At 65.8% G+C, this 14404-nt stretch carries 16 protein-coding genes and 3 tRNA genes; 6 read left to right on the top strand and 13 right to left on the bottom strand.

Translation table 11 applies throughout. The features are described from left to right. The first annotated feature begins 129 nt into the window (after positions 1-129). Positions 130-765 (top strand): helix-turn-helix domain-containing protein, encoded by a 636-nt coding sequence (locus QA609_RS11825; RefSeq protein ID WP_278302812.1) that lies wholly within the window; start codon positions 130-132, stop codon positions 763-765. 59 nt (positions 766-824) lie between these two features. On the opposite strand, the gene merB is transcribed toward QA609_RS11825, so the two are convergent. From merB to QA609_RS11800, 5 genes are all read right to left on the bottom strand, one after another. Then, entirely contained in the window at positions 825-1466 is a 642-nt protein-coding gene (merB, locus tag QA609_RS11820; RefSeq protein WP_278302811.1) for an organomercurial lyase, read from the bottom strand. 94 nt (positions 1467-1560) lie between these two features. Beyond that, on the bottom strand, positions 1561-2460 hold the full coding sequence (locus QA609_RS11815) for a class I SAM-dependent methyltransferase (RefSeq protein ID WP_278302810.1): 900 nt from the start codon (positions 2458-2460) through the stop codon (positions 1561-1563). Between the two features lie 255 nt (positions 2461-2715). Then, positions 2716-2787, bottom strand: a tRNA-Thr gene (locus QA609_RS11810). A 174-nt stretch (positions 2788-2961) separates the two neighbouring features. Then, a tRNA-Thr gene (locus tag QA609_RS11805) sits at positions 2962-3033 on the bottom strand. A 72-nt stretch (positions 3034-3105) separates the two neighbouring features. After that, entirely contained in the window at positions 3106-3804 is a 699-nt protein-coding gene (locus QA609_RS11800) for a hypothetical protein (protein WP_278302809.1), read from the bottom strand. A gap of 60 nt (positions 3805-3864) precedes the next feature. On the opposite strand from QA609_RS11800, the gene QA609_RS11795 reads away from it, so the two are divergent. Next, positions 3865-4563 carry an enoyl-CoA hydratase/isomerase family protein gene (locus QA609_RS11795; RefSeq protein ID WP_278302808.1) on the top strand — a complete coding sequence of 233 codons (699 nt, stop codon included), beginning with the start codon at positions 3865-3867 and terminating at the stop codon, positions 4561-4563. A gap of 71 nt (positions 4564-4634) precedes the next feature. Then, positions 4635-5168, top strand: a complete 534-nt coding sequence (locus QA609_RS11790) for a GNAT family protein (protein WP_278302807.1) — start codon at positions 4635-4637, stop codon at positions 5166-5168. Here QA609_RS11790 and QA609_RS11785 read toward each other — a convergent pair whose 3' ends face one another. Further along, the gene (locus QA609_RS11785) at positions 5169-5963 is read right to left on the bottom strand and encodes an NAD+ synthase (RefSeq protein ID WP_278302806.1); all 795 of its coding nucleotides are present in this window, start codon (positions 5961-5963) and stop codon (positions 5169-5171) included. Between the two features lie 145 nt (positions 5964-6108). Between QA609_RS11785 and QA609_RS11780 the strand changes: the two genes are divergently transcribed. After that, a tRNA-Gly gene (locus QA609_RS11780) sits at positions 6109-6179 on the top strand. A gap of 9 nt (positions 6180-6188) precedes the next feature. Here QA609_RS11780 and QA609_RS11775 read toward each other — a convergent pair. The 3 genes from QA609_RS11775 to QA609_RS11765 form a co-directional block, all read right to left on the bottom strand. Beyond that, a complete protein-coding gene (locus QA609_RS11775; RefSeq protein WP_278302805.1) occupies positions 6189-6359 on the bottom strand; it encodes a hypothetical protein in 171 nt (56 codons plus the stop codon). Positions 6360-6461: 102 nt separating this feature from the next. Next, positions 6462-7826 carry a hypothetical protein gene (locus tag QA609_RS11770; protein ID WP_278302804.1) on the bottom strand — a complete coding sequence of 455 codons (1365 nt, stop codon included), beginning with the start codon at positions 7824-7826 and terminating at the stop codon, positions 6462-6464. Positions 7827-7950: 124 nt separating this feature from the next. Beyond that, entirely contained in the window at positions 7951-8196 is a 246-nt protein-coding gene (locus QA609_RS11765; RefSeq protein WP_278302802.1) for an amphi-Trp domain-containing protein, read from the bottom strand. A gap of 121 nt (positions 8197-8317) precedes the next feature. Here QA609_RS11765 and QA609_RS11760 point away from each other — a divergent pair, with 121 nt between their 5' ends. Further along, positions 8318-9145: an NAD(+)/NADH kinase gene (locus tag QA609_RS11760; protein ID WP_278302801.1), complete on the top strand. Its 828-nt coding sequence runs from the start codon at positions 8318-8320 to the stop codon at positions 9143-9145. On the opposite strand, the gene QA609_RS11755 is transcribed toward QA609_RS11760, so the two are convergent. The 3 genes from QA609_RS11755 to QA609_RS11745 all read right to left on the bottom strand — a co-directional run bounded on the left by QA609_RS11755 (position 9146) and on the right by QA609_RS11745 (position 12227). After that, a complete protein-coding gene (locus tag QA609_RS11755; protein ID WP_278302800.1) occupies positions 9146-9778 on the bottom strand; it encodes a DsbA family oxidoreductase in 633 nt (210 codons plus the stop codon). Between the two features lie 62 nt (positions 9779-9840). Beyond that, the gene (locus QA609_RS11750; protein WP_278302799.1) at positions 9841-10614 is read right to left on the bottom strand and encodes a DNA-directed RNA polymerase subunit epsilon; all 774 of its coding nucleotides are present in this window, start codon (positions 10612-10614) and stop codon (positions 9841-9843) included. A 692-nt stretch (positions 10615-11306) separates the two neighbouring features. Beyond that, entirely contained in the window at positions 11307-12227 is a 921-nt protein-coding gene (locus QA609_RS11745) for a nucleotidyltransferase domain-containing protein (protein WP_278302798.1), read from the bottom strand. A 389-nt stretch (positions 12228-12616) separates the two neighbouring features. On the opposite strand from QA609_RS11745, the gene mptA reads away from it, so the two are divergent. Beyond that, positions 12617-13543, top strand: coding sequence for a GTP cyclohydrolase MptA (mptA, locus tag QA609_RS11740; protein ID WP_278302797.1), 927 nt, complete (start codon positions 12617-12619; stop codon positions 13541-13543). On the opposite strand, the gene QA609_RS11735 is transcribed toward mptA, so the two are convergent. Further along, positions 13540-14343, bottom strand: coding sequence for a helix-turn-helix domain-containing protein (locus QA609_RS11735; protein ID WP_278302796.1), 804 nt, complete (start codon positions 14341-14343; stop codon positions 13540-13542). The two genes, mptA and QA609_RS11735, sit on opposite strands and share 4 nt — an antisense overlap. Positions 14344-14404: the final 61 nt, after the last annotated feature.

The following is a 14404-nucleotide window of genomic DNA, read 5'->3' as shown; positions in this document are numbered from 1 at the left end:
ACGATCCTGCTTCGGTTCGAAGCCGCCCGTACCGATAGCGAAGCGACGAACAGCGTGAGCCGAATCTCTCCTCCCAGAATACTGGGCACAACGCTTTATTGGGCGCTCGGTGGACTATCGACTAGGGCCATGCGAGAAGCTAACATAGCCATCAGCGATGGGGAGTTCGGCGCGATGGGGCTCGAGGAACTCATCGCCCTCGGTCGCGAGGCGGGGGTCCGAGACTTCGAGGAACTGGCCTGTCACGGGACCGGAGCGATCGTCCAGGTAACGGTCGAATCGCGGTACGACGAAGAGCGACTGTCGGCACTCGAGTGTGTCGATCAGTGGGAACGCGTCGCGGAAATCGACGACGGGTACCTGTACGTGATCGCGTTTACCGCGCCGGAGCTTCCGGGGAGTCTCGCCGAAGAGGCCGAGGACCTGATCGGCACGTGCGACCCCGAACTGGATGACAGGGGTGCAACGATGTCGCTCGTCGGCTCCCAGGAGACGATCTCCGAAACGATCGGCGAATACGAAGCAGTCGGGATCTCGCCCGATCTCCGGAAACTCGGTTCCTACGACGGTCGAGACAAACCGATAGATTCCCTGACCGACCGACAGCAGGAGGTGATGCAAACCGCGTTCGACATGGGCTACTACGAAGTGCCGCGGGAGGTGTCGACCGAGGACGTCGCTGCCGAACTGGATCTCGATCCATCGACCGTCGCCGAACACCTCCAGCGCGCCGAGCGAAACGCACTGGCTCAGCTCCTCGAGTGATCGAGCGTCTGAACCCGGTCGATGGAACCGGTAGGAGCCACGCTCACAGGGTTGTCTCGTCACCGGACGAGTTCGGCAGCCAGATCCGTCGCGCCTTCGAGGGGCATCGCGACGGTTGCAGCCGTAACGTTGCTCGCCCACTCCTCGTAGACAGCACGGGTCGGAAACGCGTTGACGTACGGACAAATCGCAGCGTAGCCGCGTTCGAGTGACGGATCCTCGCCGTCGGCCGGCGACGCGACGGCGTCGTCGATCCCGAACGAGAACACCGCCTCGCTGGGCCGTACCGTCAGCTCCTCCGTTCCGACGGCACGCGCCTCGATGACTGTCCCCTCCGGACTTTTCGTCCGAATGTCGACCGGCCGATCCGCCAGGGCGGCCAGTATCACCGCGTCGTAGAAACACGCGAACTGATACCGCTCGTCGCCGACCGTCCCCCGGTGGACGGTCTCCTCGTCGGTCAGACAGAGGTCGTCGACGGTAATCGAACCGCCACCCGTTCGATTTCGAACCTCGCTCGCCCACTCGCCCAGCGTCTCGACCGATTCCACGCCGAGAAACCGACCCAGCGCCGACCGTAACTCCGGGGGGAGTTCCGCCTCGAGCACGGACGGGCCCGCAATCCATTGGTTCGAGGATCGTCCGGATTCGACGCTCGAGTTCTCGATACCGCCGCAGCAGGGACACGGATCGTCCGTCATGGAGACGAGTACGATCGTGTCGTCGATCGGTTTGACTCCCAACGCACGGGGTCCGTTCAAGTCGAGTTTAGCGGAACGGATCACCCCGAACGCATCATTCCGATTCCGGAATCGACGCCGTCGTGAGTCGATACTCCAGCTCAACTGCGTTGCGCTCCTCGTCGAAGTACGGTTCGATCGTCTCGATCAACTGCTCCCGAAGTCCGGGGAACTCGTCGTCACCCACCGCATCGAGTACCTCGGTGAACATACCGGAGTTCGTGGCCGTCCGGTGCCAGAAGTGTTCCGGCGACAGCGCCGGATACCGTACGGTGTCGGTTTCGAATTCGAGCTCTCGAACGGCCGAACCGAGTCGCTCTCGGACGGTCCCAGGATCCCCCCACAGGAACGGTGGTTCCGAAAAGTTCGGGAGGTCTTCCGGCGACAGCGCTGTCACGATCACACCAGCCATCGACGGATACAGGCTGGTGGGCGTCCACGACGTGAACCCGATTCGACCGCCGGGACGCGTCACCCGGAGCAGTTCCCGGGCTGCGGCGTCAGGTGGATCGCCGTACATGTGGCCGAGATTGGACAGCGTGACGTCGAACGCGTTCTCCGCGAACGGGAGATCGGTCGCGGTTCCCTCCCGCCAGGAAACTCCCTCCACGGCAGCCGTCTCCGCGTTCGCTCGAGCGCGTTCTAACAGTTCGGGCGTGATATCCAGCCCCGTTACGCGCCCGCTGCGTCGAGCCGCGGTGATGGCGACGTTCCCCGTTCCGCAGCCGACGTCGAGGACGTCGTCGCCGGCGGAAACGGCAGTGTGTTCGACGAGGCGGCTCCCCATCGAGAGGTAGTTGGGGGCGATAGTCGCGTACGACCCGGTTTCCCACACCCGTTTCGTCCACCGTTCGGACGGCGTCTCGCGTTCGATACGTTGTCGATCGATCGTTTCGCCGACGCTCGTCTCCCCGCTCGAGTCGCTGTTCGGCTCGTCGGTATCGGATTCGGTCATCCTGTGTGCCTCCGATTAGCGGTAACGGGCTCCGCTCTCGAGGTGCTTGCTCCCATCTGATCGGGGAGGTTTAACTCGATGCTGTTGTCCGGCTTCCCGGAGGCGAGAGAACCGTGAGATCGCTTCCAACGAGAACAGTTCTTTTGCCTAGCTGGTAGAGTTCACACTCGACACCGCAACCAGAGTCTGTAGCGTTGTCACTCAGCGAGCCCGTAGCAGAAACCTACGAGTCGAGAGTACCAACGAAGTGAGAAGAGCCTAGGCCGGGATTTGAACCCGGGCTCTCGTCCTTACCAAGGACGCGCTTTACCGCTAAGCTACCCAGGCGCGTAATTCGTGGTTCGCCCGTGGCGGATTTATCCCTTTCGAAACCCGTCCTGCGAGAGCCGACCGCGAACTGCTCTCCCACTCGAGCGCGAGCCCACGACTCTATGTCACGGACAGCAGCCGCTCGCCGACGCTGTCGCTCGAGACCATCACGACGACGCGAGAATCGGCGAGAGCCTAGGCCGGAATTTGAATCCGGGGTCTCGTCCTTACCAAGGACGCGCTTTACCGCTAAGCTACCCAGGCGCACTCGTTGGTTGCGTCGAGTCCACTTTAGGGGTTTCGATTCGCCACCGGGCGTGGGTGGCCGTGTCGCGGTCAGGTGTCGGTCACGGAGGTCGCCCGGTCGGTCGTCGACTCCTCGAGAGAGTGCTCGGAGACGTGGCTCTCGGAGCCGACCGTCGACCGTTCGGCGGGGGGAAACGACGTCCCCGCGGCTGCGGCGATCTCGTCGGCGCGCTCGAGCAGCGACGGCGACGGGCTCTCGTCGACGGCTGCGGCGCCGGCCAGAACGGCCAGCTCGAGGACGTCCCGCTCGAGGGTTGCGTCGCGGGCCGTCGCAGCCTCGGTGTCGTCGCGCTCGTCGAGCCGGTGGGTCTGTTCGCGACCGAACGCCTGGACGGTACGAACCGCCTTGTCCGCGGCGTCGGTCCGGGCCAGCAGGTAGAAGCCGCGGGCGACGAGGATGTCGGCCGCGAGGATCTCCATGTCGCCGTTGACGTCGGTGGCGCCGTCGGTGTCGGCCCAGGGCTCCTCGTGGGCCAGCGATCGCGTGAGCCGGAGCCCCTCGTAAATGAGCTGTACGCCGGCGGCGTGGGTGACGATCCCGTCGTCCGGATCGTCCCCGTCCACGGTCGTTTCGGTCGGTGCGACGGCTCCGGCGCTTTCGAGCGTGAGCGCGCCGGGAAGCATCGACGCGCTCTCGAGCGTGGATTCGATAAGCTCGTAGAGCGCCGGTGGTTCGACGTCCGTGACGGCCTCGACGGCCACACGCCGACAGCTGTCCGCCTGTTCCATCATAGGGCCGTTACGAGGGAGGAGGCAAAGACCTTTGGAAACGCCGAGTCGACGTCTCTCATGATCGACGTCGACAGCGAGGGAGCGATCCGGACCGTCACGATCGACAGGCCGGAGCGACGGAACGCGCTGACCGAAGCGGGACTCGAGGCTCTCGAGGGTGCGATCGTCGATGCCGACGAACCCGTGGTCGCCCTCCGTGGCGCCGGTCCTGCGTTCTGTGCCGGTGCCGATCTCTCGGTCGTCGCCGAACTCGAGCGGGACGATGCCGAGGCGTTCGCCCGGCTGGGCCAGCAGGTCGCCCGGAGTATCGAAGACAGCGACGCGATCGTCGTCGCCGAAATCGACGGCCCTGCTCGCGGCGGCGGGCTCGAGCTCGCGCTCGCCTGCGACGTGCGGGTCGGGACGCCCGATTCGACCTACGGCGAGCCCGGCGCCACCTTCGGCCTGTTCGGCGCTTGGGGCGGGACGGTCCGGCTCCCGCGGATCGTCGGCGAGGGTGACGCCCTCGAGTTCGCCTGCACGGGTCGGGTCGTCGGTGCCGAGGAGGCACTGCGGATGGGGCTGCTCTCTCGAGTGGAGGCCGAGCCGCGGACGGTCGCCGAGGAACTCGCCGCGAACGAGACGGACGCGCTCGCCGTTTTGAAGCGACGGATCCGTGACGACGAGGACCGAGACAGCCAGGAGCGACGGGAGGCTGAAGCGTTCGGCGAACTCGTAGACGCACACGCCGGCTCGCTCGAGGGACTGCTCGAGTGAGGCGGACGGCGGCTCGTCCGAGTTCCGTCGGCCGAATCGCTTTTTCCGTCCGGCGTGGAGGCTACCGGTAGATGCCCGGACCCGCCTTCCTGACCGGCGAGCGCGTCGCGCTGCGGACGATCGAGGAGGAGGACCTCGAGTTCCTCCAGACGCAGATCAACGATCCCGCGATCTGGCGACCGATCGGCAACTCGATGCCGCTCAACGCCGAACAGGAACGGGAGTTCTTCGAGGAGGCCGTCTGTTCGGACGACGCGATCCACCTCCTGATCACCGTCGACTCGACCCCGGTGGGAACGATCGGGCTCGACGCGATCGACTGGCGAGCCGGCAGCGGCGAGGTCGGTTACTGGATCGCCCCCGACTACCACAGGCGCGGGTACGGAACCGAAGCCACAGAGCTGGTACTCGAGCACGGGTTCGACCAGCTCGGCCTCCACCGGTTGTCGGCCCGCGCGTTCTCGTTCAACGACGGCTCGAAGCGGCTCCTCGAGTCCGTCGGCTTCACCGAGGAGGGGGTCCACCGCGACGCGGCGTTCGTCGACGGCGAATACTGCGACGTCCACTGGTACGGACTCGTAGAGGAGGAGTGGCGCTCGTCCTGACTACTCGAGGGGGTCGGGCGACGGCGGCACCCGACGCTTGTGCATGCTCTGTTCGTACATCCGCCGAACCTTCTCGACGGTTTCGACCTCGACGCCGAGCTCTCGAGCGGCCACGTCGGCCGACAGCGGGCCGTCGATGTGGGTAACCAGGATCGAGTCGAGCGTCTCGTAGTCCATCCCCATCTCGTCTTCGTCGGTCTGGTCCTCCCAGAGCTCGGCGGTGGCGGGCTTGGCCGCGAGGTCCTCCGGCACGCCGACGTGGCGGGCGAGCTGGCGGACCTGTGCCTTGTAGAGGTTCCCGATCGGGTGACAGTCGACGGCGCCGTCGCCGTACTTGGTGAAGTAGCCGACGGCACCCTCGCTTCGGTTCCCCGTCCCGAGCACGAGCCGGCTCTCGTGGTTCGCGACGAGATAGTTGAGAACCCCCCGGACCCGCGCTCGAGCGTTGCCGACCGCCATCCGGTCGCCCTCGGCTTCGGGATAGGCCTCGAGCAGCGAGTCGACGATCGGTTCGATCTCGATCACGTCGTAGCTAATTTCGAGATCACGGGCGACGCGCTCGGCGTCGCTCATGTTGTCGTCGCCGCTGACCCGTGCGGGAAGCACGAGCCCGTGGACGTTCTCCGGGCCGAGCGCGTCGACCGCGAGGTGCGCGACGAGCGTGCTGTCGATGCCGCCCGAAAGGCCGAGAACCGCCCCCTCGGCGCCCGCCGCGTCGACCTGTTCGCGAACGAAGTTCGTGATGTGGTCGCGTCGTCGATCTAGCTCCGCGTCCGAAAAGTGAAGCTCGAGCATCGACGGACGGTACGGGGTGACTACCCTAATACTCTACCCCAAACCGGATGACGTGGACGATCGGTCAGTTTCGGTCGCGGACTCGTAGCAGAACGCTATGTTGAAGTGCGACCGACGATTACGGGCAACCGCTGCGAGCGACCGAGCGTCGGTGGTCTAGTGGTAGGACATGAGCTTCCCAAGCTCATAGCCCGGGTTCAATTCCCGGCCGACGCACTTCTCGAGTCAGTCACCGGCGAGTTCCCGACTCACCGTCGCGAACAGCACCGCATCACACGAGTAACACGTGAACACATCGGGCTCGATCGTTCGACTCGAGTCGCCCTCGTGGACCGTCACCGTATCCGGCTCGACCTCGAGTTCCAGCTCTTCGCCGCAGTGTGGACAGATCGCCATACGACGAGTACGGTAGCGAGTCCCGTATGCGGACTGCACGCAGGTGCGCTCTCGAGTTCCCGACGGCCCATCGGCTCTGAAAGCGTCCGGCGGCTCGTCCCCTTAGAGGTAGCCGAGCAGCGTGCCGACCAGCACCAGCACCCACATCGCGACGCCGGCGATCAGCAGATCGTTGAGCCGGCTCTCTCGAGTCGCGCGTTTGGCCGCGCCGGCGGCGATCAACCCAAGCGCGACGACGACGAGCGCCCGCTGGAACACGACGTCCAGTGGGATGACGTCGACGCCGAGCAGCCCGTAGTCGAGCCAGATCGCGAGCGACAGCGAGCCGGCGGCGGCGATTGCGGCGTCGAGCCGGCTGGTGAGCCCGCGGGCGATCAGGTACGTCGCAACGGGGATCCCGACCGCGATCACCGGGTACAGCAGCGCGGCGATCATGTGCGGCGTGAGGAAGCTCGCCCGTCGCTCGAGCAGGAGCCCGCCCATCCGAACCCCGAGGAACAGCGCGAGGATGGCGAAGACGAGCACGAGGTGGCCCGCCTCGAGGCGGTCGTAGGCGGCCGCGAGTCGCTGTCGATCGACGTCGGTGAGCCCGCGCTCGAGGGACTCCTCCTCGGACGGACGCGTCCGTTCCTTGCCGATGCTCTCGGCGACCGAGCGCCGGGAGCCACGGCCCGCGGCGAGGCCGACGCCGGCGGGGAGGACGACCATCGACGTCAGGTCGACGACGGTCGCCCAGCCGTCGGCGTCGGAGGGGCCGGCGTTGTCGATGTGGATCCGACGGACGTCCGTCTCGTTGTCGACGCTGGGCAGGTTCATGAAGTCCTGTTCGACCTTCGACTGAGCGGCTTCGACGCCGTCGACGCGATGTCGGAGGGTAAACCAGTCGAAGTGTTCGGTGTGGGCCTGCATGGCGATCCACTCGTCGTCGGGGTTCGGACTCTCGTAGAGCCGGATGTGGTAGCGCTGGCCGTAGTAGTCACCCTCCTCGAGCTGGAGCGACTCGGTAGCCCAGTAGCCGTCCTCGCCCTCGCCCTCGCCCGGATTCAGCCAGGCGTAGCGGGTCGTTCCGGCGGCCTCGCCCCAGGCGATTCCCGTGGCGTGACGGTGTTCCTCCTCGAGGACGGTCGCGTTCTCGATTTCCTCGGGAGCCTCCTCCTCGACTTCCTCTTCTACCTCTTCGATCTCCTCCCAGTCACCGTCGCCCCGATCGCTCATCGCCTGGAGTACGTCCTCGCTTTCACCGCGGACGATGACGTTGATCGGACTCCGCTCGCGGAACTCCTCTGTGGGACTCAGGAACCGCCAGAACTCGCTCTCGGAGTCCTCGAGGGAGACGAGCTCCGGCGTCTCCTGGGTTTCTTCGGTTACCTGCTCGTCGACCGAGTCGGCAAACAGCAGCGACGGTCCCCCGATAAACAGCACCGCGACGACGACGAGGGCGACTGCAACCACGTGCGAACGACGCATTTCCACTCAGTTGTGAGAGCTGACCTATCAATCTACTCGTTGCCGTATCGAGCACCCACGTCGACGCGCTGACACCTCTGGCGGAGCGTTCGACTGGAACGGCTACGCGGTCGTCCCGGGATCGCTACGAGTCGGGCTTCCAGCTCATCGTCACCGTCACGGTTTCGCGGTTCCCGCGAAGCCTGGAGGAGCGCTCGACGACGTCGACCGAAACCGAAACGTCGTCGGAGCGACCGAGGGAGACGGTCTTGTTACCGACCGGGACGTCGACACCGTCTCCCCCGTCGTCGAATCGCTGGGAGAGCTCCGAGAGGTAGGTCGCGAGTTCGCTCCGGCTCATCACCTCGTCGTTGGTCGTTCGTTCGGCCATACCCGTAGCTAGCGAACGATCCTCAAAGAAACTGTGGGCTGCCACAGCTTTCCACTCGCGGGCTCACGAGCCGGTGCGAGACGGGTGGCCTTTTTTGTTGGCGGGCGGCTATGCGCTGACGATGAACGTCGCCGTCGGAATCGTCGGCCAGCGGGACAACGATCGGGCACAGACTCTCGCCGCGACGCTCCTCGAAACCCTCGACGACGGTGTTTCTACCGTCGTCGACGACGCGACGAGCGCTGCGGTCGGCGAGGACGGCGTTCCGGTCGGTTCGATGGACGACCGAGACCTCGTCGTGAGTATCGGCGGCGACGGAACGCTGCTGTTCGTCGCCCGTGAGGTTGGGGGGACGCCGATCCTCGGGGTCAACCTCGGTGAGGTCGGGTTTCTCAACGCCGTCTCTCCCGACGATGCCGTCGCCGCCGTCGCCGCCGCCGTCGAGACACTCCGGCGGACGGGTGCGATCGACGGTCGAGAGCTCGATCGCCTCCGGGCCGAGGGCGAGGGGTGGACCCTCGAGCCGGCGCTCAACGAGATCGTCGTCCACGGTCCGCGGCGGGGTCACGGGGGCGGCGCGACGATCGAGATCCGCGTCGACGGGGACCGATACGCGACGAGCCACGCCGACGGCGTCCTCGTCGCGACGCCGACGGGATCGACTGCGTACAACCTCGGAGAGGGGGGACCACTCGTCCGCCCGGGAACCGACACGCTGGTCGTAAACCAGATGGCCGCGGCCGACGCGATGCCACCGCTGGTCGTCGATCGCGACGCGGAGATCACGCTCGCCGTCTCGGGGGCCGAAACAGCCTACGCGATCAGCGACGGTCGGAACCGACGCGAACTCGAGCCGCCGGCGACCGTCGACGTCTCGGTCGCCGACGAGCCCGTCACGCTCGCCGGACCGCAGTCCAACTTCTTCGAGGCGCTCAAGAAACTCGAGTGATCACTCGCCTTCGAGCAGACGCTCGAGCTGTGCCGGCGGGACTGCGCCGCGGGCGGCGTATCCGTCGTGGACGAACGTCGGGACGCCGGTGACCCCCCGCTGGTGAGCGTCGGTGAACAGCTCCTCGAGCTCCGCCCGGAGCCCGTCGTCGTCGATCGCGTCGCGGATCTCGTCTCCGGGGAGGCCGATGTCCGCCGCGAGCGAGACCAGCACGTCGGGATCGCCGATGTCTCTTTCCGCCTGCCAGAGCGCCTCGTAGATCGCCGCGTCGAACGCGGGCCACTCGTCGGGGTGGTGCTGACGGACGTACCACGAGGCCTGCTGTGCCGGCAGCGAGTCGACCTCGATCGCGAGCGCCTGGCTCATCTCGACGTCGTACTCCTCCTGCAGTCGACGGACGTTCTCCCGGGCCTGCTCGAAGTAGTCGTCGTCCTTCCCGTCGTCGACAGAGTGATCGATCGAGCCGTCCTCCCGGCGTTTGTCCCGCCGCAGGTCGAAGGGATGCCACTCGACCTCGAGTGGCGCTTCTCGTCGCTCGCGGTACTGCTCGAGGGACCGCTTGCCGAGGTAACAGAACGGACAGACGTAGTCGGCGTAGATCGTGAGCTGATCGGTGGGTTCCGTGTCGGACATGGTCGCGGTAGGGATCCGGGACGGAAAAGACGACGGCTCCGGGCGGGGAATGCGGGCTGATCCTACTCGGGGGTATCCGGATCGTCGGTCGCTCCCTTCGCGGTCGCGTCGACCGACTCCTCGTCGGCTCGGTCCTCGAGGCTCGGCAGGTTCGGGTCCCGGTAGGGGTTACGCCCGTAGGCGGGCAGCTCGTCCTCGAGCTGGGCCTTCAGCACGCGTCGGAGGCGGTTCAGGCTCGTCGTGTCGAGCCCGTGATCGGCGGCGAGGCGCTTGAACGTCTCCTCGTCGGTGATATCGTGGGCGCGGTACTGACCGAACAGCTCGTCCATCCGATCGGGGGAGAGCTCGGAGACGTCGACCTCGTCGAGGCCGAAGTACGTCCGCCGATCGACGTCGACGACGTGGCGGATGACGACCAGCGCGACCTTCGGGATCGCGCGCTGGCTGCCGAACTCGGTGAGGTCGATTTCGTCCATCACGCCGAGCGCGAGATCCCGCTGCCACGGCGTCAGATCGAGGGCGTTACACAGCGCCTGGGTCGTTCGCAGTCGGTCGAGTCTGTGGGCGCGCTCGCTGTACCCAGGCGTCGCGCCGTGCTGTTCGTCGTGGAGCCGTCGAACGCTTTCGGGGAGATCCGCTTCGGGCGAATCCGCACGCCCGATGACGGTCGCGCTCGGGGTGACGACGCCCCACTGGCGGACGGTCGAGTCGCGCTGGACGTCCGCCCGGGAGAGCGCCCCGGAGCCGGGACGCGTCTCGAGGCGACGGTCCTCCTCGAGGCCGTCGGGGGCGGACTCCCGCTGGAGGGCTGGCCCGGAGTCAACACCGTCGTACATCGTGTGTCGCTCAGACCGGGAGACGGAAAAAGACTTGCTCGTTTCACCCGCCTCGAGACCAGTAAACCGGCTGATGAGTCTCTCCGGAGTACGATCGATCCGAGAGCAACGGCCCGCAAAAGCCCTTCGTAGCTTCACCTTGTGACCAGAGCCACTTAAAGAGACGCGCGGCTCGTCGCGTCGATCTCATGTGAGTAGGGGACCGGTGATACCGTTGACGACAGCGCTGCCGTGTTCGATAGCGGTCGACAGAACAGCGCCCCGTCGAAATCCCATCTCTTACTGCCAGACTCGTTTCCCGGGGCTATCGATCGGAGTAGCGGCCGCTGGAGGAGTATCGAGCGCGGTAGAACGGCCGACTTCCCGTCATAGCTCCACCTTGTGACCAGAGCTACTTAAAGAACGGATGGTCGCTCGAGTGAGTCGTCGCGAGCGTTCGAATCGTTCACCCACCGGTAGACTTCGAAGCCCGGAGAGGCAAGCCCGCCCGTCGCAGCTTGATCTCGTGATCGGAACTACTTGACATCCTCCCCGCCCTAAAGGGCGAGGATTCCACGAAGTAGAGTGTAACCTGCGGTCTCGAGGAGGACGGTCGCTTCGCTGGAGGGGATCAAAACTCGTAGAACGGCCGACTTCCCGTCATAGCTCTACCTTGTGACCAGAGACACTTAAAGACGGATCGGAACGCCGCATCAGCGCCCCGCCGCGAGCATCTCGTCGACGAACCCGTTCAGTCGCTCTCGATCGGGGCCGTCTCGAGCGTGCACCGCCGGATCGATACGCTTCGGTGGGTGGGCGAACGCACGACCGACCGCGTCGCCGATCCGGACGCCGCCCTCGCCGGCGCGCTTTCGCTCGAGGAGATTCCGAGCGCGGTCGAGCCGTTCGGCGTCGAACACCGCGGGTGCCTGCTCGTCCAGGAAGCGCTCGAACTCGAGTGCGGGCAGTTCGTGGTCGCCTCGTTCGCCCGTTGCCTGCAGGTAGCGCGCGGCCATCGCGGCGCGAGTCACGGTCAGGTTCCGTTTGACCGTCGGCCGCGTCGCCGTCTCGCTGAACCGTTCGTCGTCCGCGGCGACGGTCGCCGTCCCGTCCTCGGTTTCGACGACGTACTCGCCGTCGCGATGCTCGAGGATCGGGAACGTCTCGTCGTCGGTCCGAACCAGGTGCTCCGAGAGGTACTTCCGGTAGTTGTTCGTCGCGATTCCGCGCCAGGCGTGGTAGAGGTCGATCGGGTTGTACGTCCGCTCGACGTAGTCGGCAAGCGGATCGGGATCGTAGCGCGTTCGGTACCGGACCGGGCTCCTGAGAATATCGATCGCGCCGTCGTTCGAGTCGGCAAGCAGCGCGGCGAACTTGCGGACGTCCCAGCCCTGGTACTCGAACTCCTCGCGCTCCTCGAGGCACACCCCCTCGAGGCCGCCGAGGTGGGCGTACCGCCGGAGGTCGGTTGGTGCGTAGACGAAGCCGACGTCGTAGTCGCTGTCGGGTCCCGCTCCACCCCAGGCGTGGCTTCCGCGGGCGACCGCCAGGACGATCGACACTGCCCGGACGCGTTCGATCTCGTCCAGGTGTGAATCGATCGTCTCGCGTACGTGGCTGGGGATCGATGCCATCGCTACTGTGTGTCGCTTTCCGTATCCGCTGATCTCGAGCCCGTTCGAGACGCGTAGCTACGGACAATCTGAGAACCGAAGAACGACCGACTTCCCGTCATAGCTCCACCTTGTGACCAGAGGCACTTAAAGAACGATCGCTCGCGGATCCCTCTCGAAACGACTGGACAGCGGACGCGAGGCTCCACGAGTTTAGAGTCCTCCGAGAACGACGACTTCCCGTCGTATCTCTACCTTGTTGCCAGAGATACTTAAACGACGATCGGCGTAGCCGTCCGGCGACACGACGAGTCCCGACGAACGGCAACGCTCGCTATTGCCGTGCCGTGTGATCGGATAACATCCCCGCTTCCGAAAGGTTGAATCGCCCGCTACCCTGAGTGTCGGCAATGAGTCAGCAGCTCCCGGACGTCCAGGCGTCCTCGCCCGACGTCACCGTCGGCCTGAGCCAGGTCGGCGTCACCGGCGTCGAGAAACTCGTCAAGATCGCCCGCGAAGACAAACGCCCGATCGTCCTCACCGCCGAGTTCGAGGTCTTCGTCGACCTCCCGTCGTGGCGCAAGGGCGCGGACATGAGCCGTAACATGGAGGTTATCGACGAGATCCTCGAGGACGCGACCCGCGACGAGGCCTACCGCGTCGAGGAGGTCTGTGGCGAGGTCGCCGAGCGCCTGCTCGGAAAACACGACTACACCTCCCGTGCGGAGGTCACGATGGAGGCGGAGTTCATGCGCCGCGAGCAGACCCCCGCCAGCGACCGCGAGACCCAACACACCGTCGACATCATCGCGTCGGCGACGGCGACCGAGGACGGCACCCGCGAGGAGATCGGCGCGAAGGTCGTCGGCATGACCGTCTGTCCCTGCTCGCAGGGGATGTCCGCCGCGCGCGCGAAACAGACCCTCGAGGATCTGGGCGTCGAGAAGGAGACGATCACGGAGTTCTTAGAACAGGTCCCCCAGCCCGGTCACTCCCAGCGCGGCCACGCGACGCTGACGGTCGAAGCCGGCGGCGACCCGGAGGTCGATCTGAACGACGTCATCGACATCGCCCGGGACTCGATGAGCGCCCGGATCTACAACCTTGCGAAGCGACCCGACGAGGACCACATGACCTACGCGGCCCACGCGGACGCGAAGTTCGTCGAGGACTGCGTGCGCTCGATGGCCGAGGGCGTCGTCGACGAGTTCGACCAGCTCCCGGACGACGCCGTGGTGACGATGAAGCAGTCCAACGACGAGTCGATCCACCAGCACAACGCCCACGCCGAGCGGGTCGTCGAGATGGATCAGCTCCGGAAAGAAGTCGACGACTAGAAGACCAGCGGTTCCGCTTCCTCCCACCGCGGCGCGAACTCCGCGTGGACGTTCGCGGCGAACTCCGGATCCTTCAGGTCGATCATGCCGAACGCGTCGCCCGACGACAGCGGGTTCGGCACCTGGATGCAGATCTCGACGCCGTCGATGATGTTGAACGATCCCGTCACGTCATCGTTCGTCCGAACGTGGAAGTCGTCGCGACTCTGTAACGCCGTCCGGTAGCGCTCGCCGACGTTCGCCGAGAGCGACTCGACCATTTTCCGGGTCATCAGGATGTCGACCGACACCCCTCGATCCAGGGCGTCCTCGAGCTGGGCCAGGACGTCCTCGCTGACGGCCTGCATATCCCGTTCGGGGACGGGATCGGCGGCGACCATCACGATGTGGTCGTCGGCGGCCGCCAGCCGCTCGAGCAGCAAATCGATCGTCTCCTCGGGACCGACGGCGGCGGTCCAGAACTGCTCCTCGACGGGGTCTGCCGCGTCGAGCTCGTCGGCGAGGTCGTCGACGATCGACTCGTACTGGTCGGCTTTCTCGTCGAGTTCGCGTTTCTTGTCCTCGAGCAGGCGATCCAGCGCGGTCGAGGGCTCGACCGCGACGTACTTCTTCGGTCGACTCGCGGTCTGACTGCGGACGAGGTTGTACTGCTCGATACTGTTGAGAACGTCGTAGATCCGCCCCATCGGCACGTCGCTCGCTCGCGACAACTCCTTGGCCGTTGTGGGGCCGGTGTTCAGCAGTGCTCGGTACGCACGAGCTTCGTACTCGGAGAGCCCGAGATCCCTGAGACTGGCCATACCGTAGACGCTCACCCGAGAAACAAAAACGCTGTGGTGGTTTGCCCTCGATCCGATCTCC

Origin of the sequence: Natronococcus sp. A-GB7 (assembly GCF_029688865.1) — an archaeon.
In the GTDB taxonomy this organism is placed as follows: Archaea; Halobacteriota; Halobacteria; order Halobacteriales; family Natrialbaceae; genus Natronococcus.
Note: the sequence above shows the minus strand (reverse complement) of the source record. Positions and strands in the feature narration are given on the sequence as shown.

What these genes read in the sequence shown, in the direction of transcription:
- mptA (WP_278302797.1), top strand. Translation starts at nt 12,617, where the DNA reads ATGAGTCAGCAGCTCCCGGACGTCCAGGCGTCCTCGCCCGACGTCACC.
- QA609_RS11745 (WP_278302798.1), bottom strand. Translation starts at nt 12,227, where the DNA reads ATGGCATCGATCCCCAGCCACGTACGCGAGACGATCGATTCACACCTG.
- merB (WP_278302811.1), bottom strand. Translation starts at nt 1,466, where the DNA reads ATGACGGACGATCCGTGTCCCTGCTGCGGCGGTATCGAGAACTCGAGC.
- QA609_RS11755 (WP_278302800.1), bottom strand. Translation starts at nt 9,778, where the DNA reads ATGTCCGACACGGAACCCACCGATCAGCTCACGATCTACGCCGACTAC.
- QA609_RS11795 (WP_278302808.1), top strand. Translation starts at nt 3,865, where the DNA reads ATGATCGACGTCGACAGCGAGGGAGCGATCCGGACCGTCACGATCGAC.
- QA609_RS11825 (WP_278302812.1), top strand. Translation starts at nt 130, where the DNA reads ATGCGAGAAGCTAACATAGCCATCAGCGATGGGGAGTTCGGCGCGATG.
- QA609_RS11735 (WP_278302796.1), bottom strand. Translation starts at nt 14,343, where the DNA reads ATGGCCAGTCTCAGGGATCTCGGGCTCTCCGAGTACGAAGCTCGTGCG.
- QA609_RS11785 (WP_278302806.1), bottom strand. Translation starts at nt 5,963, where the DNA reads ATGCTCGAGCTTCACTTTTCGGACGCGGAGCTAGATCGACGACGCGAC.
- QA609_RS11770 (WP_278302804.1), bottom strand. Translation starts at nt 7,826, where the DNA reads ATGCGTCGTTCGCACGTGGTTGCAGTCGCCCTCGTCGTCGTCGCGGTG.
- QA609_RS11790 (WP_278302807.1), top strand. Translation starts at nt 4,635, where the DNA reads ATGCCCGGACCCGCCTTCCTGACCGGCGAGCGCGTCGCGCTGCGGACG.
- QA609_RS11775 (WP_278302805.1), bottom strand. Translation starts at nt 6,359, where the DNA reads ATGGCGATCTGTCCACACTGCGGCGAAGAGCTGGAACTCGAGGTCGAG.
- QA609_RS11760 (WP_278302801.1), top strand. Translation starts at nt 8,318, where the DNA reads ATGAACGTCGCCGTCGGAATCGTCGGCCAGCGGGACAACGATCGGGCA.
- QA609_RS11800 (WP_278302809.1), bottom strand. Translation starts at nt 3,804, where the DNA reads ATGGAACAGGCGGACAGCTGTCGGCGTGTGGCCGTCGAGGCCGTCACG.
- QA609_RS11765 (WP_278302802.1), bottom strand. Translation starts at nt 8,196, where the DNA reads ATGGCCGAACGAACGACCAACGACGAGGTGATGAGCCGGAGCGAACTC.
- QA609_RS11750 (WP_278302799.1), bottom strand. Translation starts at nt 10,614, where the DNA reads ATGTACGACGGTGTTGACTCCGGGCCAGCCCTCCAGCGGGAGTCCGCC.
- QA609_RS11815 (WP_278302810.1), bottom strand. Translation starts at nt 2,460, where the DNA reads ATGACCGAATCCGATACCGACGAGCCGAACAGCGACTCGAGCGGGGAG.